18 protein-coding genes are annotated in these 21,975 nt (G+C 71.7%); 8 read left to right on the top strand and 10 right to left on the bottom strand.

Translation table 11 applies throughout. From position 1 onward, the window contains the following. Window positions 1-64: 64 nt before the first annotated feature. Together LCE31_RS18170 and LCE31_RS18175 are read right to left on the bottom strand one after the other, a co-directional pair. Window positions 65-736 (bottom strand): HAD family hydrolase, encoded by a 672-nt coding sequence (locus tag LCE31_RS18170; protein ID WP_225015418.1) that lies wholly within the window; start codon window positions 734-736, stop codon window positions 65-67. A gap of 50 nt (window positions 737-786) precedes the next feature. After that, window positions 787-1,293 carry a DUF6912 family protein gene (locus LCE31_RS18175; RefSeq protein WP_225015420.1) on the bottom strand — a complete coding sequence of 169 codons (507 nt, stop codon included), beginning with the start codon at window positions 1,291-1,293 and terminating at the stop codon, window positions 787-789. A gap of 289 nt (window positions 1,294-1,582) precedes the next feature. Between LCE31_RS18175 and LCE31_RS40880 the strand changes: the two genes are divergently transcribed. Next, window positions 1,583-2,092, top strand: coding sequence for an Rv3235 family protein (locus tag LCE31_RS40880; protein ID WP_308042265.1), 510 nt, complete (start codon window positions 1,583-1,585; stop codon window positions 2,090-2,092). 113 nt (window positions 2,093-2,205) lie between these two features. On the opposite strand, the gene secA is transcribed toward LCE31_RS40880, so the two are convergent. Then, entirely contained in the window at window positions 2,206-5,052 is a 2,847-nt protein-coding gene (gene secA, locus LCE31_RS18185; protein WP_225015423.1) for a preprotein translocase subunit SecA, read from the bottom strand. A 239-nt stretch (window positions 5,053-5,291) separates the two neighbouring features. Between secA and LCE31_RS18190 the strand changes: the two genes are divergently transcribed. Then, window positions 5,292-5,873: a GNAT family N-acetyltransferase gene (locus tag LCE31_RS18190; RefSeq protein WP_225015425.1), complete on the top strand. Its 582-nt coding sequence runs from the start codon at window positions 5,292-5,294 to the stop codon at window positions 5,871-5,873. A 217-nt stretch (window positions 5,874-6,090) separates the two neighbouring features. Continuing rightward, window positions 6,091-7,293, top strand: coding sequence for a winged helix-turn-helix domain-containing protein (locus LCE31_RS18195; RefSeq protein WP_225015427.1), 1,203 nt, complete (start codon window positions 6,091-6,093; stop codon window positions 7,291-7,293). Window positions 7,294-7,526: 233 nt separating this feature from the next. On the opposite strand, the gene LCE31_RS18200 is transcribed toward LCE31_RS18195, so the two are convergent. From LCE31_RS18200 to mtnA, 7 genes are all read right to left on the bottom strand, one after another. Further along, window positions 7,527-8,288 (bottom strand): response regulator, encoded by a 762-nt coding sequence (locus LCE31_RS18200; protein ID WP_225015430.1) that lies wholly within the window; start codon window positions 8,286-8,288, stop codon window positions 7,527-7,529. Window positions 8,289-8,477: 189 nt separating this feature from the next. Further along, window positions 8,478-9,167, bottom strand: coding sequence for a ribosome hibernation-promoting factor, HPF/YfiA family (gene hpf, locus LCE31_RS18205; protein ID WP_225015433.1), 690 nt, complete (start codon window positions 9,165-9,167; stop codon window positions 8,478-8,480). A 315-nt stretch (window positions 9,168-9,482) separates the two neighbouring features. Beyond that, window positions 9,483-10,226, bottom strand: a complete 744-nt coding sequence (locus LCE31_RS18210; protein ID WP_225015435.1) for a ComF family protein — start codon at window positions 10,224-10,226, stop codon at window positions 9,483-9,485. A gap of 125 nt (window positions 10,227-10,351) precedes the next feature. Beyond that, on the bottom strand, window positions 10,352-12,205 hold the full coding sequence (locus LCE31_RS18215; protein ID WP_225015437.1) for an LpqB family beta-propeller domain-containing protein: 1,854 nt from the start codon (window positions 12,203-12,205) through the stop codon (window positions 10,352-10,354). Continuing rightward, window positions 12,195-14,315, bottom strand: a complete 2,121-nt coding sequence (gene mtrB / locus LCE31_RS18220) for an MtrAB system histidine kinase MtrB (RefSeq protein ID WP_225015439.1) — start codon at window positions 14,313-14,315, stop codon at window positions 12,195-12,197. The genes LCE31_RS18215 and mtrB overlap by 11 nt, the downstream gene beginning before the upstream one ends. Before the next feature lies 1 nt (window position 14,316). Further along, the gene (mtrA, locus tag LCE31_RS18225; RefSeq protein ID WP_225015442.1) at window positions 14,317-14,994 is read right to left on the bottom strand and encodes a two-component system response regulator MtrA; all 678 of its coding nucleotides are present in this window, start codon (window positions 14,992-14,994) and stop codon (window positions 14,317-14,319) included. Window positions 14,995-15,009: 15 nt separating this feature from the next. Then, window positions 15,010-16,155: an S-methyl-5-thioribose-1-phosphate isomerase gene (gene mtnA, locus LCE31_RS18230; protein WP_225015444.1), complete on the bottom strand. Its 1,146-nt coding sequence runs from the start codon at window positions 16,153-16,155 to the stop codon at window positions 15,010-15,012. Between the two features lie 194 nt (window positions 16,156-16,349). On the opposite strand from mtnA, the gene LCE31_RS18235 reads away from it, so the two are divergent. Genes LCE31_RS18235 through LCE31_RS18255 form a run of 5 tightly spaced genes read left to right on the top strand, consistent with a single transcriptional unit; the run spans window position 16,350 to window position 21,783 of the window. After that, the gene (locus LCE31_RS18235; RefSeq protein WP_225015446.1) at window positions 16,350-17,570 is read left to right on the top strand and encodes a DUF7544 domain-containing protein; all 1,221 of its coding nucleotides are present in this window, start codon (window positions 16,350-16,352) and stop codon (window positions 17,568-17,570) included. A gap of 4 nt (window positions 17,571-17,574) precedes the next feature. Beyond that, window positions 17,575-18,285, top strand: coding sequence for a DUF4129 domain-containing protein (locus LCE31_RS18240; RefSeq protein ID WP_225015448.1), 711 nt, complete (start codon window positions 17,575-17,577; stop codon window positions 18,283-18,285). Beyond that, the gene (locus LCE31_RS18245; RefSeq protein ID WP_225015450.1) at window positions 18,282-19,469 is read left to right on the top strand and encodes a DUF4350 domain-containing protein; all 1,188 of its coding nucleotides are present in this window, start codon (window positions 18,282-18,284) and stop codon (window positions 19,467-19,469) included. Before LCE31_RS18240 ends, LCE31_RS18245 begins: the two co-directional genes overlap by 4 nt. Then, window positions 19,466-20,458 carry an AAA family ATPase gene (locus LCE31_RS18250; RefSeq protein ID WP_225015452.1) on the top strand — a complete coding sequence of 331 codons (993 nt, stop codon included), beginning with the start codon at window positions 19,466-19,468 and terminating at the stop codon, window positions 20,456-20,458. Before LCE31_RS18245 ends, LCE31_RS18250 begins: the two co-directional genes overlap by 4 nt. Window positions 20,459-20,472: 14 nt before the next feature. Further along, entirely contained in the window at window positions 20,473-21,783 is a 1,311-nt protein-coding gene (locus LCE31_RS18255; RefSeq protein ID WP_225015454.1) for a DUF58 domain-containing protein, read from the top strand. The last annotated feature ends 192 nt before the right edge of the window (window positions 21,784-21,975 follow it).

Raw genomic sequence — 21,975 nt, forward strand, 5'->3', positions numbered from 1 at the left:
GCCCGCCCCCACTCCGGCCCGGCTCCGCCACCGGCCCACGGAGGGCCGACCGGCCCCTCACACCTCACTCCACCAGCGCGTATGCCGTCTCGACGGCCTCCGACAGGGTGTCCACGACGGGTACGCCCGCCGTCGCGAGGCTCGCCCTGCTGTTGGAGCCACCCGTGTACAGCACGGCGCGCGCGCCCACGTGCCGCGCGGCCAGCGCGTCGTCCAGGGCGTCCCCGATGACGACCGTGCGCTCCGGGCAGACGCCTTCCGATGCTGTGAGAGCCGCCACATGCCGGGCCATCTGGTCGGACTTGCCGACGCCCGAGGGGCCCGTCCTGCCGTCGACCCGTATGAAGTGCCCGTCGATGCCGAAGCCTCCGACCACGGGCAGCAGCTCCTCGTGCGCGTAGAGGCTGCACAGCGACTGGGAGCGGCCGGCGAGCGACCACTGCGCGAGCAGGTCGGCCGCGCCCTCGGCGAGGCCGCAGGACGTCTTGTGGGCGGTGTAGTGCCGGTGGAACGCCTCGTCCATCACGAGCCACTCGGCCTCGGTCGGCCGCCGCCCGGCCAGCCGCTCGTAGAAGACGGGCACCGGCACGCAGTACAGCTCGCGGTATCGCTCCAGCGTGAGCGGTTCCATGCCGAACTCCGCGAACGACGCGTTGGTCGCGGCGAGAACCGCCTCGATGTCGTCGAAGAGCGTGCCGTTCCAGTCCCAGACGAGATGTGCGCTCTGATTCCCCATGCCCGAAACGGTACCCAGGGGGTCTGACAACGGGCGGCCCGCGCGGCGGATCAGCCGATCAGGCCGGGGATCTCCTGCACTCCGTACCAGAGCAGCTCGTGGTCCTCCGCGCCGTCCACCGTGAACTGCGCGTCGTCGTCGCCCTGGTCGGCGGCGCCGAGCGCGGCGGCGGCCGCCGAGACGTCGTCGTGCGCGGCGTCGGCGTCGACGTGGACGGCGGCGGCCTTGGCCATCGGGACGGCGGCGGCGATCCTGACCTCGCCGACGGAGCTTCCGTCCAGTCCGCGGTCGGGGTCGGCGAGCGCGTCCCTGTCGGGCACGTCGACGGCGATCACGACGCGGCGGCGGGGCAGGGACGGCTCCGTGGCGAGGGTGCGCAGCGACGCCGCCGCGGCGCGGCTGAGCGCCGCGTACTCCAGTTCCTCGATGTCGTCGGAGACGTACCACTCGCGCAGGCCGGGCGTCACCGCGTAGGCCGTGAGCGGCCCGGGGCCCAGCTCGCCCGTCCTGTGCGCCTCGGCGAGACCGGGGAGGGTCAGGGGGACGTAGACGCGCATGAGGTGGACCGCTTTCGTCGTCGGGGGCGGCACCCAGGATACGTGCGGGTGTCCCCCCTCGGAGTGACGTCGCCGGGGCGCCCGCGTCCATCACGCGTCGCGTCCGGGACGCCGCGCTCCGTGCGATTCCGGCCGGCAGTCGCCCTTCATTCACTCGCACGGGTGACAGGGCGCGTCACCGCCGCGCACCTGCGGGGCCTTGCGCCGGGCCGATCACTCCCCGTAGAAGATGCGCAACACAAAGTTACCGACCGGTATGCCGGTCGGCGGCAGAACGGGGGCGATCTGCATGACCGCATCGACCAGGACCACACCGGGCCGCAGTGCGTCCGCCAGGGCCGCCCGGGGGGTCGCTCCTGATGCCTCGGCGGCCCGGGTGATCGGCGCCAGGCGCCCACCGGGCAGGCGCGACCCGCGCGGCCCCGGCACGGCCTCCGCGCCGCGCCGCCCGCACGTCCTCCCACCGCACGACCTGTTCGCCGAGCGTCTGCTCGCCGTCCTCAGTGGGGGCCGCCCGGTGCACTGGATGCTCGGCTGGACCGTGGGCGAGGCGTACGAGCAACTCGTCCAGCTCGCGCCCGGCGCCCCGCTCGGCGCGGCCGCGGGCCGCCCTCGGCCGGTCATCGGGCGCTGCCGCGGCTTCCGCCCGCGCCCCGGCGTGGTCGAGGCGTACGCGAGTATCGTCTCGGGCGCGCGGGTGCGCGCGATGGCCTTCCGCCTTGAACAGGGCGAGGACCGCCGCTGGCGCTGCGCGGCCGTGGAGATCGGCGGAGCCCGCGTCACCCGCCAGGACGCGTGACACCGAGGGAGCGTCCGGCCCGGCACTCGCCTACGCGGTCCGGCACCCACGGAACGCACGGCGGGGGGGGCGCGCGCCCCCCGGCGCTCGCCCGGCCCGTCGTGGGCGGATGCTTACCTCTTGCGGCGCTTGCCGCCACCGCCGCGCTGCGCCTTGCGGCGCTCGGCGCGGGTCATGCCGTCCGACGTCGAGCGCGTCGGCCCGCCCGCGGGCTCGTGCTCGAAGTCGCCCTCGACCACGCCGCCCTCACCGTCCACGGTCGGCGCGGAGAAGTGCAGGCGGTCGGGGCGCTGCGGGGCGTCCAGGCCCTTCGCCCGGATCTCCGGCCGCACGCCCGCGGCCACCGCGTCCTCCTTGACCAGCGACGTCGGCTCGGCGTCCACGGCGGGCACCGCTTCCTGCGCCGGGAGTTCGACCTCCTCGACCTGCTGCTCGACCTGAACCTCCAGGTTGAACAGGTAGCCGACGGACTCCTCCTTGATGCCCTCCATCATGGCGTTGAACATGTCGAAGCCCTCGCGCTGGTACTCGACCAGCGGGTCCTTCTGCGCCATCGCCCGCAGGCCGATGCCCTCCTGGAGGTAGTCCATCTCGTAGAGGTGCTCGCGCCACTTGCGGTCCAGGACCGACAGGACCACGCGCCGCTCCAGCTCACGCATGATCTCCGAGCCGAGCTGGCTCTCGCGCTGCTCGTACTGCTCGCCGATGTCCTCCTTGATGGACTCGCCGATGAACTCGGCCGTGAGGCCCGCGCGGTCGCCCGCTTCGTCCTCCAGCTCCTCCACCGTGACCTTGACCGGGTAGAGCTGCCTGAACGCGCCCCACAGCCGGTCGAGGTCCCACTCCTCGGCGAAGCCCTCGACGGTCTCCGCCTGGATGTAGGCGTCGATCGTGTCGTTCATGAAGTGCCTGACCTGCTCCTGGAGGTCCTCGCCCTCCAGGACGCGCCGACGCTCGCCGTAGATGACCTCGCGCTGGCGGTTCAGCACCTCGTCGTACTTGAGGACGTTCTTGCGCGTCTCGAAGTTCTGCTGCTCGACCTGCGACTGAGCGGACGCGATGGCGCGCGTCACCATCTTGTTCTCGATCGGCACGTCGTCCGGCACGTTCGCCATCGACATCACGCGCTCGACCATCTGCGCCTTGAACAGCCGCATGAGGTCGTCACCCAGCGACAGGTAGAAGCGGGACTCGCCGGGGTCGCCCTGACGGCCGGAACGGCCGCGCAGCTGGTTGTCGATACGGCGCGACTCGTGCCGCTCCGTGCCCAGCACGTACAGTCCGCCGAGGCTCTTGACCTCTTCGAACTCGGCGCTGACGGCCTGCTCCGCCTTCTCCAGCGCGGCGGGCAGCGCCGCCGCCCACTCCTCGACGTGCTCCACCGGGTCCAGGCCGCGCTGCCGCAGCTCCGCCTCCGCGAGGTCGTCGGGGTTGCCGCCGAGCTTGATGTCGGTGCCACGGCCGGCCATGTTCGTCGCGACCGTCACCGCGCCCTTGCGCCCGGCCTGGGCGATGATCGGCGCCTCACGGTCGTGCTGCTTCGCGTTCAGCACCTCGTGCTGGATGCCGCGCTTGTTCAGCTGCTGCGACAGGTACTCGGACTTCTCGACGGAGGTGGTGCCGACGAGGATCGGCTGCCCCTTGTCGTGCTTCTCCTCGATGTCGTCCACGACCGCCGCGAACTTCGCGACCTCGGTCCGGTAGATCAGGTCGGACTGGTCCATGCGGACCATCGGCTTGTTCGTCGGGATGGGCACGACGCCGAGCTTGTAGATCTGGTGGAACTCCGCCGCCTCGGTCATGGCCGTACCGGTCATGCCGGAGAGCTTGTCGTACAGGCGGAAGAAGTTCTGGAGGGTGATCGTCGCGAGCGTCTGGTTCTCGTCCTTGATGTCCACCCCTTCCTTCGCCTCGATCGCCTGGTGCATGCCCTCGTTGTAGCGGCGGCCGGCGAGGATACGGCCGGTGTGCTCGTCGACGATCATGACCTCGCCGTCGATGACGACGTAGTCCTTGTCCTTCTTGAAGAGTTCCTTGGCCTTGATCGCGTTGTTCAGGTAACCGACGAGGGGCGTGTTCACCGACTCGTAGAGATTGTCGATGCCCAGCCAGTCCTCGACCTTGGTGACGCCCGGCTCGTGGATCGCGACCGTGCGCTTCTTCTCGTCGACCTCGTAGTCGCCGGTCTCCTCGATGCCCTTGAGCTGGTTGCCCGCCTCGCCCTTGGTCAGGCGCGTCACGAGCTTGGCGAAGTCGCCGTACCACTTCGTGGCCTGGTCGGCGGGGCCGGAGATGATCAGCGGCGTACGGGCCTCGTCCACGAGGATCGAGTCGACCTCGTCGACGATCGCGTAGTTGTGGCCGCGCTGCACCAGCTCGTCCTGCGACCACGCCATGTTGTCACGCAGGTAGTCGAAGCCGAACTCGTTGTTCGTGCCGTACGTGATGTCGCATCCGTACTGCTCACGGCGCTGCGCCGGCGACATGTTCGCCAGGATGCAGCCGACAGAGAGGCCGAGGAACTTGTGGACGCGGCCCATCATCTCGGAGTCGCGCTCGGCCAGGTAGTCGTTCACCGTGATCAGGTGGACGCCCTTGCCCGAGAGCGCGTTCAGATACGCGGGAAGCGTGCCGACGAGGGTCTTGCCCTCACCGGTCTTCATCTCCGAGACATAGCCGAGGTGCAGGGCCGCACCGCCCATGAGCTGCACGTCGTAGTGGCGCTGTCCGAGCACGCGCTTGGCCGCCTCGCGGACGGTGGCGAAGGCCTCGGGGAGCAGGTCGTCGAGGCTCTCACCCTCGGCAATGCGCTCCTTGTACTCGTCCGTGAGCGCTCGCAACTCGGCGTCGGAGAGGTTGACGAAGTCCTCTTCGATGGAGTTGACCTGGTCCGCGATGCGGTGCAGTTTGCGCAGGATCTTGCCTTCGCCTGCACGCATGAGCTTGTTGAAGACGGACACTGAGGCTGCTCTCCTTGCCGGTCGGGCCTGGCACTGGGGTAGTGAAGGGGGCGCTGGCACGGCGGGCGTGCCCCACCGCATCGGCCATCGTAAGCGAGGACGGGCCCGCGCCGGGAGGGCCGCTGCGATGCGGGGCCAACGGTCTCCCTCAACTAGAACGCCCGGGAGCCGTTCAAGGTGCCGGTGCCCCGGCAAAAGTCTGCCCCCGCCTCCTTCAAGGACCGGCGAGAATTCCGTGCATGAACCCTCAGACGTTCCACTCCGAGCGCCTCACGCTCCGCGCCCTGGCCGGGACCGACACCGACGCCGTGCACGCCGCCTGCCAGGACGCGGAGATCCAGCGGTGGGTGCCGATTCCGTCGCCGTACGAGCGCCGGCACGCGGAGTACTTCGTGGAACAGCTCGTCACCGAGGGATGGCGGACGGACACCGCCTACACCTTCGGCGTCTTCCCGCTCGCCGGCGGCCCTCTCATAGGCGCGGCCAATCTCCACCGGCAGGGCGACCTCTGGGAGGTCGGGTACTGGACCGTGCGCGAGCACCGGGGCCGGGGATACACGGCGGAGGCGGTCGCCGCGCTGGCCCGCTGGGCGTTCGCCCAGGGCGTCGAGCGCCTTGAGTGGCGGGCGGAGACGGGCAACACCGGGTCGCGGGCCGTGGCGGAGCGGGCCGGCTTCCTGGTGGAGGGCACCCTGCGGGCCGCCCTGCTCAGCCGCGGCGTCCTGCGGGACCTGTGGATCGGCTCACTGCTCCCGTCCGACCTGGGGCTCGTGGGCGAACACCCGTACCTGCCGACCCCGCGCACGCGCACGGGCGTCTGACCCGCCCGGTCCTCACGGCGCGCGGCCTGCCCTACGCGGGACGCGGCGTGCGGTCTGCCGTGCTCCCTCTTCCCCTTCCGCGTCCGGCCCGCCGGCTCTCACCGCCGCGCTCCGGCCCTCGCCCACCGGCCTTCGCCGTCTCCCTCCCTCACCGCCTGCCGTCTCCGTCCCTCACCGCCCAGACCCGTTGTCAGTGCCGCCGTCTAGGGTGCGGAGCATGACGACCGCCTCGCCCGCCACCGAGCCGTCCGCCGTGGAACTGTCCGCCGCCGAGGCCCGCCGTATCGCGCTGCGCGCACAGGGTCTCCTCGGCGCGCCCGACCGGCGCGGCGGCGTGCGCGGGGTGCTGCGCGCCCTCGGCGCGGTCCAGCTGGACACGATCTCGGTGCTCGCCCGCTCGCACGAGCTCGTGCCGTACGCACGGCTGGGCCCCGTCGGCCGCGACGCGATCGAGAAGGCGTACTGGACACCGGCGCCGCCCGGCGGCCCCTCGCCGGTCCCGCACGCCTTCGAGTACTGGTCGCACGCGGCGTGCGTGCTGCCCATCGAGGAGTGGCCGCTGTTCGCGTTCCGCCGCCGCGCGTACCGCGGCCGCCCGCACTGGCACCACGACCTGTCGGACGGCGCGTACGACACGGTCGTCAAGCAGCTGCGCGACGAGGGCCCCCTGACGGCGACGGAGCTGGGCGGCGCGAAGAACGGCGGCCCCTGGTGGGACTGGTCCGACGCGAAGATCGCCGTCGAGCGCGCCCTGATGTACGGGGAGGTGGTGTGCACCGGCAGGCGCGGCTGGAAGCGCGTCTACGACCTGGCGGAGCGGGCCGTCCCCGCGGCCCTGCTCCACGACGACCTGGACGACATCGAGTGCGTGCGCCCTCTGGTCCGCCTCGCGGGCAAGGCACTCGGTGTCGGGACGCGGGCCGACATCGCGGACTACCACCGGCTCAAGGGCGAGCAGGTCGACGCCGTGATCGCGGACTCGGGCCTGGTGCCGGTGACGGTCGAGGGGTGGTCCAGACCGGCCTGGGCCGATCCCGACGCGCTGGCCGCGCCGGTGCGCGGGCGGCATCGTACGACGCTGTTGTCGCCCTTCGACTCGCTGATCTGGGAGCGGGCCAGGACGGAGCGGATCTTCGGCTTCACGCACCGGCTGGAGGCCTATGTGCCCAAGCCCAAGCGGCTGCACGGCTATTTCGCGATGCCGCTGCTGGCGGGCGGCAAGCTGGTCGGGCGGGTGGACCCGGCGCGCTCGGGCAGCACGCTGGTGGCCCGGCAGGTCTCGCTCGACGGCCCGAAGGCGGTCGAGCCGATGGCGCAGGCCCTGCGCGAGGCCGCGGAGTGGGTCGGCTGCGACGCGGTGCGGATCGAGCGCGTGGACGCTCCCGGCCTCGCGGCGGAGCTGGTACGCGCTCTCACCTGAGGGGCGGCATGAGAGGGGCGCGGGGGGGGGCGCCCCCCCCCCCCCGGCGCCCCCCCGCGCGACGACCGCCCCGCGGGCACGGGGGGGGGGGGGGGGGGGGGGGGCCCCCCGCGGGGGGGGGGGGGGGGCCCCCCGACACACGGCCGGCGACCAGGCGCGCTCAGACCGCCCCGCGGTCTCGCGGCCGATCGTCACGCCTCGGGGCGTGGGCGTCGGGCGACCGGCGTCCCGCGTCAGCGGATTTCGAGGATCTTCTCGCGCATCGCGTAGACGACGGCCTCCATCCGGGAGTGCAGCTGGAGCTTCTCCAGAATGTTGCGCACGTGGTTCTTCACGGTGTTCTCGGAGATGAACAGCTCTTTCGCGATGTCCCGGTTGTTCATGCCCGTCGCGACGAGTTTGAGTACTTCGAGCTCGCGGTCCGTGAGCCGCGGGGCGGGCACGAGCCGGCGCTCGTCGGTGCGCTGGATCATCGACTTGAACTCGGTGAGCAGCTTCGCCGCCATGGAGGGGCTGATCTGGGACTGCCCGTCGGCGACCGCGCGGATCGCGGTGGAGACCTCGTCGGTGGAGATCTCCTTCAGCAGGTAGCCGGTCGCGCCGGCCTTGATCGCATCGTAGAGATCGGCCTCCTCGTCGCTGATCGTCAGCATGATGATCCTGGCGCTCGGGGCCACCTCCTTGATGGAGGTGCAGGCCTCGATACCGCCGCGCCTGGGCATGCGCACGTCCATCAGCACGATGTCGGGGAGCAGGTCGGCGGCCTTGTCGACGGCTTCCGCGCCGTCCCCGGCCTCGCCCACGACCTGGATGTCCTCTTCCTGGGCGAGGACGATCTCAAGCCCTCGGCGGAAGAGGGCGTGATCGTCGACAACGAGGACCCTGATGGGCTCCTTCTCGGCCGCGCCGTACGCGTGGCCGTCGTCGGGCTCGACGGTGTCGGCCGGGACCCCGGCACCCCGCGCTCCCAGTACCGGCCCGAAGCCGTCCGCCATCGTTCCTCCCCCTGAAGGCAGCGCCTCCAAGTTTGCTGCGGCGGTCAACCCCAGTGCATCGACCGCCCGTTGGCCTGCGTGCCCATGATTCCATGCCGGGACCTCATGGTGGGGCCATCCGTGCGGCGCGGGCGCGCCCCCGCGGACCCGTCAGGCCCGGGGGGGCACCACACCGGTCGCTTCGGCCCCTCAGCCGCCGAGCGCCCCGCCGGCACCGCCCGTCTCCGGTCCCGCGAGCGGGTCCGTCCTCAGGTGGATCACTCCGTAGTCATAGGCGTGCCGCCGGTAGACGACGCTGGGTTCCTTCGTGTCGGAGTCCACGAACAAGTAGAAGTCGTGGCCGACGAGTTCCATCTCTTCGAGCGCCTGGTCGAGCGTCATCGGCGCCGCCGCGTGGTTCTTCTCGCGGACCACCAGCGGCCCGTCGCCCTGCACCTCCAGCGAGCCGATCCTCGTGGTGCGCACGGCCACCTCGCCGTCCGGGAGCGCGGCGGCGCCGTTCATGCTGTACTCGGCGACGCCGGGCACCACGTCCGCCACCTCGGCGGCGGAAATCCTGCCGTGGCCGCGTCGGTTGTGCCGCTTCTCGTTCTGCTTGCGCAGCCGCGCCTCCAGCTTGCCCGTGGCGAGATCGAGCGCCGCGTAGGGGTCCGCCGCTGAGGCCTCCGCGCGGATCACCGGTCCCCTGGAGCGGAGCGTGATCTCCACGCGGTCACAGCGGTCGGCCTGACGCGGGTTGTGTTCCTTGGACACCTCGACGTCGAGGCTGATGACCTTGCCGTCGAGCTTCTGGATCTTCTCCAGTTTCAGCTTCTCGGCCACGTGCTTCCGGAATCGCTCCGGCACCTCTGTCTTGCGGCCCTTGACGACGATGTCCACGCAGAACTCCGTTCCCGGAGCACCCCCGCCTCGCTGCGGAGGCACTCCTTGTTGCACCAGGCCCCGGCGGCCACCGGAGCCTCGGACTTGGCGACTTTCACCTCCTCCTCCCCCGTCGGCCTGGTTCCCACCCGTGCCCGCCGGAGGTTCTCCGAAAACGCCGAAGCACCACAGTGCATTCACCGAGTCACAGCTTTCGCCATTCCTCTCAACCGAACATAGCTCTCCGGGAGGGGTGTCGGCACCCGGTACAGGCAGCTACCTCCGTTCAGGTGTTTTTCCTCTCGCATTACCTGCGATCGCGCAACTAAGCAGTCAGTTCCGGTTTATTTCGAAGGCAACCGAAGAAGCCGCGACAACAGCGGCCACCACGGTCTCTCGCTCCACCTCAGCCGCCCGGCCCGCGGCCGTCCCGGCGCCGTGGGCCGCCCGCAGGGCCCTCGCCGCCTCCGCCAGCGAGGCACCCGTCGTCACCAGGTCGTCCACCAGAACCACCCGGCCCGCGGCGAGCAGCCGCGAGCCCCCGGCCGCGACCTCCAGGGCCCCGGCCAGATTCGCCCGCCGCCCGCTCGCGGCCAGCCCCGCCTGGTCGGCCACGGCCCTGCGCTGCCGCAGCACCGGAACCACCCGTACCACCCTGCCGCCCCGCCGCAACTCGGCAGCCGCCGCGAGGGCGGTCCTGCGTCCCGCGTCGTGCCCCCGCGCCGCGACCGCGCGCGCCGCCGACGGCACCGGTACGAGCAGCAGCGGCCCGGCATCCGTATCCGGCGGCGCTGCCAGCCGCACAGCGCCCGCCAGCGCCCTGCCGAGCGGCGCCGCGAGCCCGAGTGCCCCGCGCTCCTTGTGGGCCAGCAGCACGGCCCGTACGGCATCCTCGTAGGAGGCCGCCGCGTAGACCGCCGGCAGGCCCGGAGGCTCGGGCGACGGCCGCACGCGGCGCGCCCGCTCCCCGTACACCGCCCGCCCGCACCTCTCGCACAACGGCGTGCGCTGCCTGCCGCACCCGGCGCACGCGACCGGCAGGACAAGGCCGCCGATCTCCCTCCACCATCCCCGCATGGCATCCACTGTGCCGCGAAGGACCGGACCTCGCCGACGCCTGTGGATAACGCGAACAACACCATGGGGACAACCCACCGGGGCCCCCGGCGGCGACCGCGACAGGCGGCCCTGCCCGGGTCGGCTCAGCCCGGGTAGACCGGCGACGAACCGTGCTCGACGACCGCCTGCCAGTTGCCGCCCGTGGGCAGCTGCACGATGCCCGCGTCCCCGGAGTCCGCGACCAGGGCCTTCGAGTCCGTATCGCCCGCGGCGACGGCCGTCACCTGGTTCAGCCCCGGCAGAACGCTCGCGTCCGACGTCGAGCCGTCGGCCTGGATGAACCGCACCTGCTGCACGCCGCCGGCCTCCTTGCCGACGATGACCAGCCGGCTCGGCCCCGCCCAGGACACCGCCGTCACGGTCTCCATCTGCGGGGTCAGCGACTTCAGGTCCTCCACGGCCAGCTTCTTGTGGTCGCCAGAGCCGCTCTGGTGCACGCGCCCGATCTCCAGGCTCGTCCGGTTGCCCTTCGTCAGGAGCAGCGCGATCCGGACCCCGTCCGACGAGATCCGCACCGCCTCGATCCGGCGCCCGTCGAGCCCTTCGACCTCGGCCTCCTCGGAGGACGACGTACCGTTCTCGAACTGGAGCAGCCTGGCGTGGTCCGGGTCCCGGTCGGCGACCCACACATCGCCCCTGCTGTCCCAACTCGGCGCGGACAGCCGGTCGGAGGCCTTCTTGCCCTGACTGGTCACGAGCGGGCTGCCCAGCTCCGCGTCACTGGTGATCGACGTGACGTACAGGGACTTGTCGTCCTGTCCGACACCGGCGGCGAGCTTCTCGTCCCGCGCGATCGCGACCGAGTCCAGCTTGGCCGTGCCGTCCCCGAACGGCCCCACGACACGGTTCTCCTTGTCGCTGCCGCTCTTGTCGTCGGGCTTCAGCCGGGCGAGCCGGCCGTCGGAGTCGACGTAGAAGGCGTCGTCGGACCGGCCCGACGTGTTCCCCGGCGCGTATGCCTGTGCCTCGTCACCACTGACGGAGCAGAGCGAACTGCCCCCGGCTCGCAGCGCGATCTGGCTCACCCGGGTCGACGTCAGATCGCGCAGTGTGAAGAACAGCTGAGCGGCCATCATCTTGCACGTCTCGGGCCTCACCTTTGCCGCCGCTTCGTTCAGCGGCACGGTCAGCGCGTTGCTGTCGTCGAACTGGAGAGTCCTGGTGCCCTTCTGAAGCCGTGTGCCCGCCGGGAAGGACGACTGGACGGACGGCTTCAGCCATCCGGTGGGTCCCGACAACACCGTGTTGACGGCCTGTGTGATCGGGTCCATCCGCGTCAACGGGTCTATCCGCTGCCTGATGAAGACGGGATCGGACACCAGCCAGCCATCACCCTTCGCATAGAAGTACGTGTCGACGGGGCGGTAGTTGCGCTGGAAGTCGGACGCACCCAGGACGAGGCCCTGTGGCAGCGCGTCGATGCGCCACTCCTTGTGGTTCCCCTCCTCCTCCTGGATGAGGTGGAGCGGCTGCTCGTACCGGGCCGGCTTGAGCGGCCGGTAGACGTGCCCGGCGTCGACCGTCGCGATCTCGTCCCCGTGCATCTGGTACGTCAGCCCCGGCTGCTCCGACGACGGAGGCTTCGTGGGCCCCTCCAGATCGGGCGCCTCGCTGAGGACCGTCGTGACCTTCTGCGGCTGCCAGTCCTTCGCCTCGTCCTTGGCGAGGTACTTGCGCGCCATCGCGAAATCGGGGTCGTCGCTCGTCATCGCTTCGAGGAAGCCGTCGACGATGTCTCCGGCCGACGCGTTCGCCGGAGGCGGCACCGCGTACACCCGCACCTGGGACTCGTCCTGCGGCGACGCCTTGACCGGCTCGACGTCCCCCTGATCGGGGATGGAGGCACACCCCGCCAGGGCCAGGGCCAGCACCACGAGCCCCGCAGCCAGCCGTGTCGTACGACGTGTCCGGCCGCGCCGGAGGCGGTCACCGCCCACGAGTCGAGCCCTCCCGATCCGACGCACCCGGCGCGAGATTCCGCCCGGATTCCTCTCCGCCGCCCCGGTGGCCGCCCCCGGCCGGGGCCGCGGCCTGTCCGCCGGCACCGCGCTCCCGCGCACCGTCGCCACCGCGCCCATCCGGGACGTGCGCCCCGCCCCGCCCTGGCTGCTCCCCGTCGCGAGGGGCACCGCCCTCCACCGGACGCTCGCCGGTGTTCCTGGCCACCACCCGGGAGCCGTTGCCCGGCAGCGCCGTCGGGTCCACCACAGCCGTCCCCCGGGGCCCCTGCCCCGGCGGCACGGGCAGCGCGCCACCGCTCCCCCGTACCGGGAACGCGGTGGTGGCGACCTGCCGTGCGCTCTTGTCCACCACCGCGGCGGCCCGGGCCCGGTTGCCACGCGAATCCTCCGGCTCCAGCGGTATCGGCGAGCCCCGCAGCGGCTCGTCCGCCGTGCGCGGCAGCGTCAGCCGGAACTGCGAGCCGCCACCGGGCTCACCCCACGCCTGAAGCCAGCCACCGTGCAGGCGCGCGTCCTCGACGGCGATCGACAGGCCGAGCCCCGTACCGCCGGTGGCGCGCGCCCGCGCCGGGTCCGCCCGCCAGAACCGGTTGAAGACCCTCGTGGCCTCGCCCGGCTTCAGCCCCACGCCGTAGTCGCGCACGGCGACGGCCACCGCCCCGCCGGCCGCCCCCAGCCGCACCACCACGTCCCGGCCCTCACCGTGCTCCACGGCGTTGACCACCAGATTGCGCAGCATCCGCTCCACCCGCCGGGCGTCGGCCTCCGCGACGACGGGCTGCTCGTCGCCCACGACCCGGACCGCCGACCCCTTGCGCTCCGCCAGCGGCGCCGCCGCGTCGATCACCCGCCGCACCACCTCGCGCAGGTCTATCGGCTCGGCCTCCAGGGCCGCCGCACCCGCGTCGAACCGGCTGATCTCCAGCAGGTCCGCGAGCAGCGACTCGAACCGGTCGATCTGCCCGACCAGCAGCTCCGCCGACCTGGACGTCGCAGGGTCGAAGTCCTCCCGCGCCCCATGGATGACATCGGCGGCCATCCGTACCGTCGTCAGCGGCGTGCGCAGCTCGTGGGACACGTCCGAGACGAAGCGCCGCTGCATCCGCGACAGCTCCTCCAGCTGCTGGATCTTCAGCTGGAGGTTCTGCGCCATCTTGTTGAAGGCCTCGCCGAGCCGGGCGATGTCGTCCTCGCCTGTGACCTTCATCCGTTCGTGCAGCAGCCCCGTGGACAGCCGCTCGGCGATCCCGGCGGCCATCCGCACCGGCGTGACCACCTGCCTCACCACCAGCCACGCGATCGCGCCGAGCAGGACCACCACGAACAGGCCCGCCGTCGCCAGCGTCCGCTTCACCAGGTTGAGGGACTGCTCCTCCTGCGTCAGCGGGAAGAGGTAGTACAGCTCGTAGGGATGGCGGTCGACGTCATTGAGCCGCTTGCCGATGATCAGCGCCGGCTCTGGCTTCCGGTCGTCCGACGCGTCCGTGTACTTGATCTGCGCGTACGTCTTGAACTCGCCGGTCCCCCCGGCCACGGCGCGCCGCAGATCGTCGGGCACGGACGACAGGTCCACGCCGCCGGAGGTGCGCGGCGCACGCTTGGGCAGCGGGTCGGCACTCAGCGCCACCACGTTGAACGCACCGGGCCCGCCGCTCGCCAGCTGCTCCACCAGGTCCGTACGCCACGAGTTCGTACCGGCCACCGTGGAGTCCGTACCGTCATCGCCTCTGCCGCCCGGCGCGGACGGCGCGTCGGCCTTCTCCTGGGCGACGGAGAACCCGCCGTCGGCCTGGCTCTGGGCGGCCTTCTCCTTCGCCTCGACCAGGCCGTTGCGCACCTGGCCGATGACCACGAACCCGAGGAGCAGCACCACGCCGAGCGACATGAGCAGGGTGGCCGCCACGACCCTCAGCTGGATGTTGCGCCGCCACAACCGCATCACCGGCAGCAGCGGACGCCGCAGCAGCCGGATGACCAGCCGCAGCACCGGGCCGCCCGCCGGAGCGTCCTGGAGGAGCCGACCGCCCTGGAAGCGGCGGCCACGTCCCGGGCGCCCGGCTTTCGGCGCAGTGCTGCCGCCGGTCATGTCAGTTCGGTCCTGCCTTGTAACCGACCCCGCGGACGGTCACCACGATTTCCGGCCGCTCCGGGTCCTGCTCGACCTTGGAGCGCAGCCGCTGGACGTGCACGTTCACCAGCCGGGTGTCCGCGGCATGCCGGTAGCCCCAGACCTGCTCCAGCAGCACCTCACGGGTGAACACCTGCCACGGCTTGCGGGCGAGCGCCACCAGCAGGTCGAACTCCAGCGGTGTGAGAGCGATCGACTGCCCCTCCCGCTTCACCGAGTGACCCGCGACGTCGATCACCAGGTCGCCGATGGTCAGCTGCTCCGGCGCCGGCTCCTCGGACCTGCGCAGGCGGGCCCTTATCCGGGCCACCAGCTCCTTGGGCTTGAACGGCTTGACGATGTAGTCGTCCGCTCCCGACTCCAGACCGACGACCACGTCGACGGTGTCGCTCTTCGCCGTGAGCATCACGATCGGCACCCCAGACTCGGCCCGGATCTGCCGGCACACCTCGATGCCGTCCCGGCCGGGCAGCATCAGGTCGAGCAGTACGAGATCCGGCTTGGCGTCGCGGAAGGCGGCAAGCGCCTTGTCCCCGTCCGCCACGAACGACGGCTCGAACCCTTCACCACGCAGCACAATGCCGAGCATCTCGGCCAGTGCGGTGTCGTCGTCGACGACAAGGACGCGTCCCTTCATATCGACATCATCCCATCAGCCAATCGTTACCTGTCGTGACCTGGCACACAGGTCAGCGATTCCACTGCCGGTCACGGGGGACAGCGCCCCGTCTTCCGTGACGAGCGCCGTCACCAGCTCCGGCGGGGTGACATCGAACGCCGGGTTGTACGCCTGCGTCCCCAGCGGTGCCACCGGCACACCCGGACCCGGCTCCGCGCCACCCGACGCCGGGGTCGTCATGAACTCCGTCACCTCCTGTCCCGCACGCTGCTCCACCTCGATGGACGCGCCGTCCGGGGTCTCCGGATCGATCGTCGTGGTCGGCGCGACCACGACGAACGGCACGTGGTGATACCTGGCCAGCACGGCGAGCGGATAGCTGCCCACCTTGTTCGCCACGGAGCCGTCGGCCGCGATCCGGTCCGCGCCGATCAGCACCGCGTCCACCTCTCCCGCCGCGAACAGCGAACCGGCCGCGTTGTCCGTCAGCAGCGTGTACGGCATCCCGCTGCGGGCCGCCTCGTACGCGGTGAGGCGCGCGCCCTGAAGCAGCGGGCGGGTCTCGTCCACCCACAGCCGCCGCAGCCGGCCGGCCCGATGCGACGCCAGCGCCACCGCGAACGCCGTGCCCTCACCACCGGACACGAGCGCTCCCGTGTTGCAGTGGGTCAGAATCCGGTGATTGCCGCCAGGAAGCAACTCGTCGAGGAGGGAAAGCCCGGCCTCCGCCATCCGGGCACTGCTCTCCGCGTCCTCCCGGTGCAGGAGCCTGGCCGCCGCCAGCGCCGCCGCGGCACCCCGCTCCACGTCTCCACCGGCCTCCAGCGCACCGCGGTACGCCGCCAGCGCCCGCCGCACGCCATAGGCGAGGTTGACCGCGGTGGGCCGCGCCCGGGACAGCGACTCGGCGGCGTCGTCCACATCGAACCCGCGGGCCGCCGCCAGCGCCACCCCGTAGGCCCCCGCGATACCGAGCAGCGGAGCACCCCGCACCGCGAGTGACCGGATCGCGTCCACCAACGCCGGCACGTCGGTGCAGACCCGCTCGACCTCCTCCCCGGGCAGCCTCGTCTGGTCGAGCAGTATGAGCACCGGCCCTTCGGGAGGCTCGTCCCAGCGAAGAACCGGAACGACGGGGGACACTGTGTCAACAGGGGCAGGTGCGTACGGATCAGCCATTCGCCCAGTCTGCCTGGTCCGGCATGGACAATGAAGGCACGCACAGACGGCATCGGGAGACATGCCCTCTGGCCCGTCCGGGGGTATCGCGTGGCACGATGGCCCCCAACCCGCCGCTCGCCGGCATCGACGGGCCGCCGCGCACCACCGACAGGCCGAGCCCAACCGACGACACTTCCACGAGGTGGACGACCGTGAACGACACTCCGGGCTGGGCGTCGCCCGGATCTGCCCCGTCCGACGGCCAGCAGGGCGGCACACCGCATCCCGCCGACGAGGCCGGTACGCCGCCCGGCAGGTGGTCCGCCCAACAGCCCCCTCCCGGCCAGTGGTCGCCACCGAGCCCCCCGCCGACCGTACCGGCGCAGCCAGGGCCCCCGCCGACCGCGGGGTGGGGCAGCCCCGGAGGCCCCGCCTGGAACAGGCCTCAGGCCGCCAAGCCCGGCGTGATCCCGCTGCGCCCGCTCGGCCTCGGCGAGATCCTCGACGGCTCGGTGTCGGTGCTGCGCAGACACTGGCGGACGGCCCTCGGCGTCACCGTCGCCGTCGCCGTGGTCACCCGCGTGTGCGACGTGCTCCTGGAGCGCCTCGTGCTGCCGGACCCCCCGCAGATCGACCCCTCCGCCTCCCCGAGCCAGACACTCGACCAGGCTGCCGACGCCTTGCAGTCGACGCTGACCACGTCGCTGGTATCCCTTGCCGTCACCCTCATCGGCACGCTGTTCACCACCGCCGTCCTCACGGTCGTGGTCAGCAGGTCCGTCCTGGGCCGCGACGTGACGTTCGGCGACGCCTGGCACGAGGCACGCCCCCGTCTTCTGCAACTGCTCGGACTGACGCTGCTCCTGCCGCTGATCAGCGCCGCTCTCGTGGCGGTCGCTCTCGTGCCGGGCTTCGTGATGGGCAACGGCGCCGGCATCGCCGTGTCCGTGCTCCTCTTCCTCGCCGCGATCGTCGTGGCCGTCTGGCTGATGATCCGCTTCAGCCTGGCGTCCCCGGCCCTGATGCTGGAACGCCAAGGCGTGATCACGTCCATGCGGCGCTCCGCGAAACTCGTGCGCGGCGCGTGGTGGCGGACCTTCGGCATCCTGCTCCTTGCGGGCCTTTTGACCCTTCTCGTCTCCCTCGTCGTCGCCGTGCCGTTCGGTCTCATCGCGACCGTCGCGGACGGCGGCTCCGGGCTCGACAGCGTGCTGGCCGGGAACGCACCCCACTTCGGTTTGACCTACACCATCATCACCAGCATCGGTTCGGTGATCGCGTCCGCCATCACCCTGCCGTTCTCCGCCGGGGTCACCGTCCTGCTCTACGTGGACCGGCGCATCCGGCGCGAGGCCCTCGACCTGGAACTCGCACGAGCCGCCGGGATCGCCGGCTACAGCGCCCAGCCGGGCCCCGGATACACCGGGAGATGATGGGGTGACCGTCACGGGGGGAACGCCGGCGGCGATCTGGCTGACCGGCGGGGACGGACACGTACCGCTCGTCATATCCCGCGAGGCCGCCCGCAGGGAGGCCGAACTGGAACTGTCGAAGCCGGCGTACCACCAGCACGACCCGAATCTCCTCCAGCAGGCGATCCACCACTTCCTCGACTGGCTCGGCGACCTGCTGGACGCGGCGTCGGGCGCCGCCCCGGGCGGCCACCTCGGAGTGATCGTCATCGCCGTCGTCGTCCTCGCGCTGCTCGCAGCGCTCTGGTGGCGGCTCGGCACCCCGCGCCGGACGGCCGCCACCGCAGCCGGCGGAGCACTCTTCGACAACGCGCCCCGCAGCGCCGCCGACCACCGCACAACCGCCGAGACACACGCCGAGGCGGAGCGCTGGAGCGAAGCGGTCCAGGAACAGATGCGCGCGATCGTCCGCGCGCTGGAGGAGCGCGCGCTGCTCGATCCGCGCCCCGGCAGGACCGCCGCCGAGGCCGCCGCCGACGCCGGGCGCCCCCTGCCCGCCCACGCGAAGCGTCTGCGCGCCGCGGCCTGGGACTTCGATTCCGTCACGTATGGCCGCCACGAGGCCGACCAGCGTACGTACCTGCGTCTGCGCGACCTCGACGCCGAGCTGCGGCGCACCAGACCCAGCATCGAACGGCCCGCCGAGACCACCGCGGCAGGGAGCCCGCCGGCATGACCCTCACCGCGCCCCCGGCCTCCTCCACATCGCCCACGGCCCGCCTGATGTGGACGCGCGGCCGCGGCATCGCCCTGGCCCTCGGCCTCCTGCTGATCGCGGGCATCGCCATCGCCGCGATCGGTTCCGGCGACAAGCACGGCCGCCTCGACCCACGCGCCGCCGACCCGCTCGGCAGCAGAGCCGTGGCGCAACTCCTCAAGAGCCACGGCATATCCGTCGACGTCGTCACGACGCTCTACGGCGCCGCCTCGGCCGCGGGTCCGGCCGCGACACTCCTCGTCACGGAACCCGACCTGCTCAGCGAGGCGCAGCAGCGCACCCTGCACACCGCCCTCGCGACGTCCGGCGGCCGCACCGTGCTCCTCGCCGCAGGACCGGCGTCCGTGCCCGCCCTCGCCCCCGGCATCAGCGCCGTCCAGGCCGCGGACGCCTCCGCCCTCTCGCCGCACTGCGGCCTTGCCGCCGCCCGAAGAGCAGGCACCGCCGACACCGGCGGCGAACGCTACGTCACCCGCCTTCCGGGCAGCGACTCCTGTTACCCCGCCAACGGCCTGCCGACCCTCGTACGCGCCCCGGGCGCCCACGGAGGCGACACCGTCGTCCTCGGCTCCCCCGACATTCTCTACAACGACCACCTCGACAAGCGGGGCAACGCCTCGCTCGCCTTGCAACTCCTCGGCTCCCGACCGCATCTCGTCTGGTACCTCCCCTCGCTCACTGATGACACCGCCAACGAATCCGGCGGCGAAGACGCCTTCCTCGACCTCATTCCGTCCGGCTGGCTGTGGGGCTTCCTCCAACTGCTCCTCGCCGCGGTACTGGCCGCGGTGTGGCGCGCCCGCAGACTGGGCCCCCTCGTACCCGAACCACTCCCCGTCGCCGTCAGGGCCGCCGAGGTCACCGAGGGCCGAGCCCGGCTGTACCGCACCACCCGCTCCCGCGACAGCGCGGCAGCCGTCCTGCGCGCGGCCACCCGCGAACGCCTCGCACCACTCCTCGGCGTACGCCCTGCCGACGCGCACGCCCCCGAAACACTTGTCCCGGCCGTCTCGGCCCGCCTCCCCGGCACCGATCTCGACCTGCCGTTCCTGCTGTTCGGCCCGGAGCCGACCGACGACCTCGCCCTCGTCCGCCTCGCGGACCAACTCGACGCCCTCGAAAGGGAGGTACGCACCTCATGAGCGCCCCGACCCAGGAGACCGCCGGCACGCCGGCGAATCCCGACCGCGCCCGCGCCTCACTCGAAGCGCTGCGCACCGAGATCGGAAAGGCGGTGGTCGGCCAGGACGCCGCCGTCACCGGTCTCGTCGTCGCCCTCCTGTGCCGGGGCCACGTCCTCCTCGAAGGCGTACCCGGCGTCGCGAAGACCCTCCTCGTCCGCGCTCTCGCCGCTTCCCTCGAACTCGACACCAAACGCGTCCAGTTCACGCCGGACCTCATGCCCAGTGATGTGACGGGCTCGCTCATCTACGACGCCCGCACCGCGGAGTTCTCCTTCCAGCCCGGTCCCGCCTTCACGAATCTGCTGCTCGCCGACGAGATCAACCGCACGCCGCCGAAGACCCAGTCGTCCCTTCTGGAAGCCATGGAGGAGCGCCAGGTCACCGTGGACGGCACCGCCCGCCCGCTGCCCGATCCCTTCCTGGTGGCAGCGACACAGAATCCCGTCGAATACGAGGGCACCTACCCCCTTCCCGAGGCCCAGCTCGACCGGTTCCTGCTGAAGCTGACCGTCCCCCTGCCGTCACGCGCGGACGAGATCAACGTCCTGACCCGGCACGCGGCCGGTTTCAACCCGCGCGACCTCCAGGCCGCGGGGGTGCGTCCCGTCGCCGGGCCCGCGGACCTCGAAGCGGCTCGCGCCGCCGTCGCCAAGACCTCGATCTCCCCGGAGATCGCCGGCTATGTCGTCGATATCTGCCGTGCCACTCGTGAATCCCCCTCGCTCAGCCTCGGAGTCTCCCCCCGAGGCGCCACCGCACTGCTCTCCACCTCACGCGCCTGGGCCTGGCTCACCGGCCGGGACTACGTCACCCCGGACGACGTGAAGGCCCTCGCGCTCCCCACCCTCCGCCACCGCATCCAGCTCCGTCCCGAAGCCGAGATGGAAGGGGTCACGGCCGACAGCGTCATCACCTCGCTGCTCGCCCACGTCCCCGTACCGCGCTGAGACGGACACCGGCCATGACGCTCACCGGAAGAACCGCGCTCCTTGCCGCCGTCGGGGCACTCCCCGTCGGCCTCTTCGCCCCCGGCTGGCCAGGAATCCTGACCATCGAGGGCGTCCTCCTGCTCGCAATCTTGTGCGACCTCGTGCTCGCCGCGCCAGTGCGAAAGCTCCACTTCACCCGAAGTGGTGATACATCCGTTCGACTCGGTGACGCGGTCGAAGTGCGCCTGACCATCACCAACCCGTCAGGCCGGACGCTGCGCGCACTCGTACGCGACGTATGGCCGCCAAGCAGCTGGGGGACCGCGGACGAACAGGCGGCCGCCCGGCACAGGCTCACGATCCCCGCAGGTGAACGCCTCGGCGTCGGCACCTGGCTCCGGCCGGCGAGGCGTGGAGAGCGACAGGCGGTCCGCGTCACGGTCCGCTCGTACGGTCCGCTGGGCCTCGCAGCCCGCCAGGGCAATCACCGTGTGCCGTGGGCCGTGCGGGTACTCCCGCCTTTCGAGAGCCGCAGGCACCTTCCGTCGCGGCTCGCCAGGCTCCGCGAGCTCGACGGCCGTACGAGCATGCTCATCCGCGGGCAGGGCACCGAGTTCGACAGCCTCCGCGAGTACGTACCAGGGGACGACACCCGGTCCATCGACTGGCGGGCCACCGCCCGCGGCTCAGCCGTCGCGGTCCGTACGTGGCGGCCGGAACGGGACCGCCAGATCCTCGTCGTCCTGGACACGGGCCGTACCTCGGCGGGCCGCGTGGGCGACGTTCCGCGTCTGGACGCGGCGATGGACGCGACGCTGCTCCTGGCGGCGCTGGCGTCGAGAGCGGGTGACCGGGTCGGTCTGCTCGCCTACGACCGCGGTGTCAGGGTCCGCGTGGAACGGTCGAACACCGCGGACCTGCTGCCCACCCTGATGCGGGCCCTTTCGACGCTGGAGCCGGAACTGGTGGAGACGGACACCCGGGGTCTGACGGCCGCCGTACTCGCTCAGGCGTCGCCCGGTGCGCTGATCGTCCTCCTCACCACGCTCGACATGGCGCCGGTGGAGGAAGGGCTTCTCCCCGTGCTGCCACAGCTCACGCGGCGGCATACGCTCCTGGTCGGTTCTGTGGCTGACTCGCGCGTAGAGGAGATGGAACAGGCCCGGGGCACAGTGGACGCGGTGTACGAAGCGGCAGCAGCCGCTCAGACGCAGGCTCAGCGCAGACGCGCGGCGGAGCAGCTGAAGCGCCGGGGAGTCACGGTCGTCGACGCTTCCCCGGAGCGTCTCGCTCCGGCCCTGGCGGATGCCTACCTCGCGCTGAAGGCGTCGGGCCGGCTCTGACACCGGCCTTCGTGCCCGGTTTTCCCTTGGGCGACTGCCTCGGCATCGTGTGCGCCGGGTACTCAGACCTCGCAGTGGTTGCTGCGATTCCAGAAATGGGTCTGGATATGCGAAAAGGGCCTGCACACCGTGCAGACCCTTCCCACATACTCAACAATTGTTCGGCGGCGTCCTACTCTCCCACAGGGTCCC

The sequence above is a fragment of the Streptomyces sp. 8L genome (assembly GCF_020176795.1).
Taxonomy (GTDB): domain Bacteria; phylum Actinomycetota; class Actinomycetes; order Streptomycetales; family Streptomycetaceae; genus Streptomyces.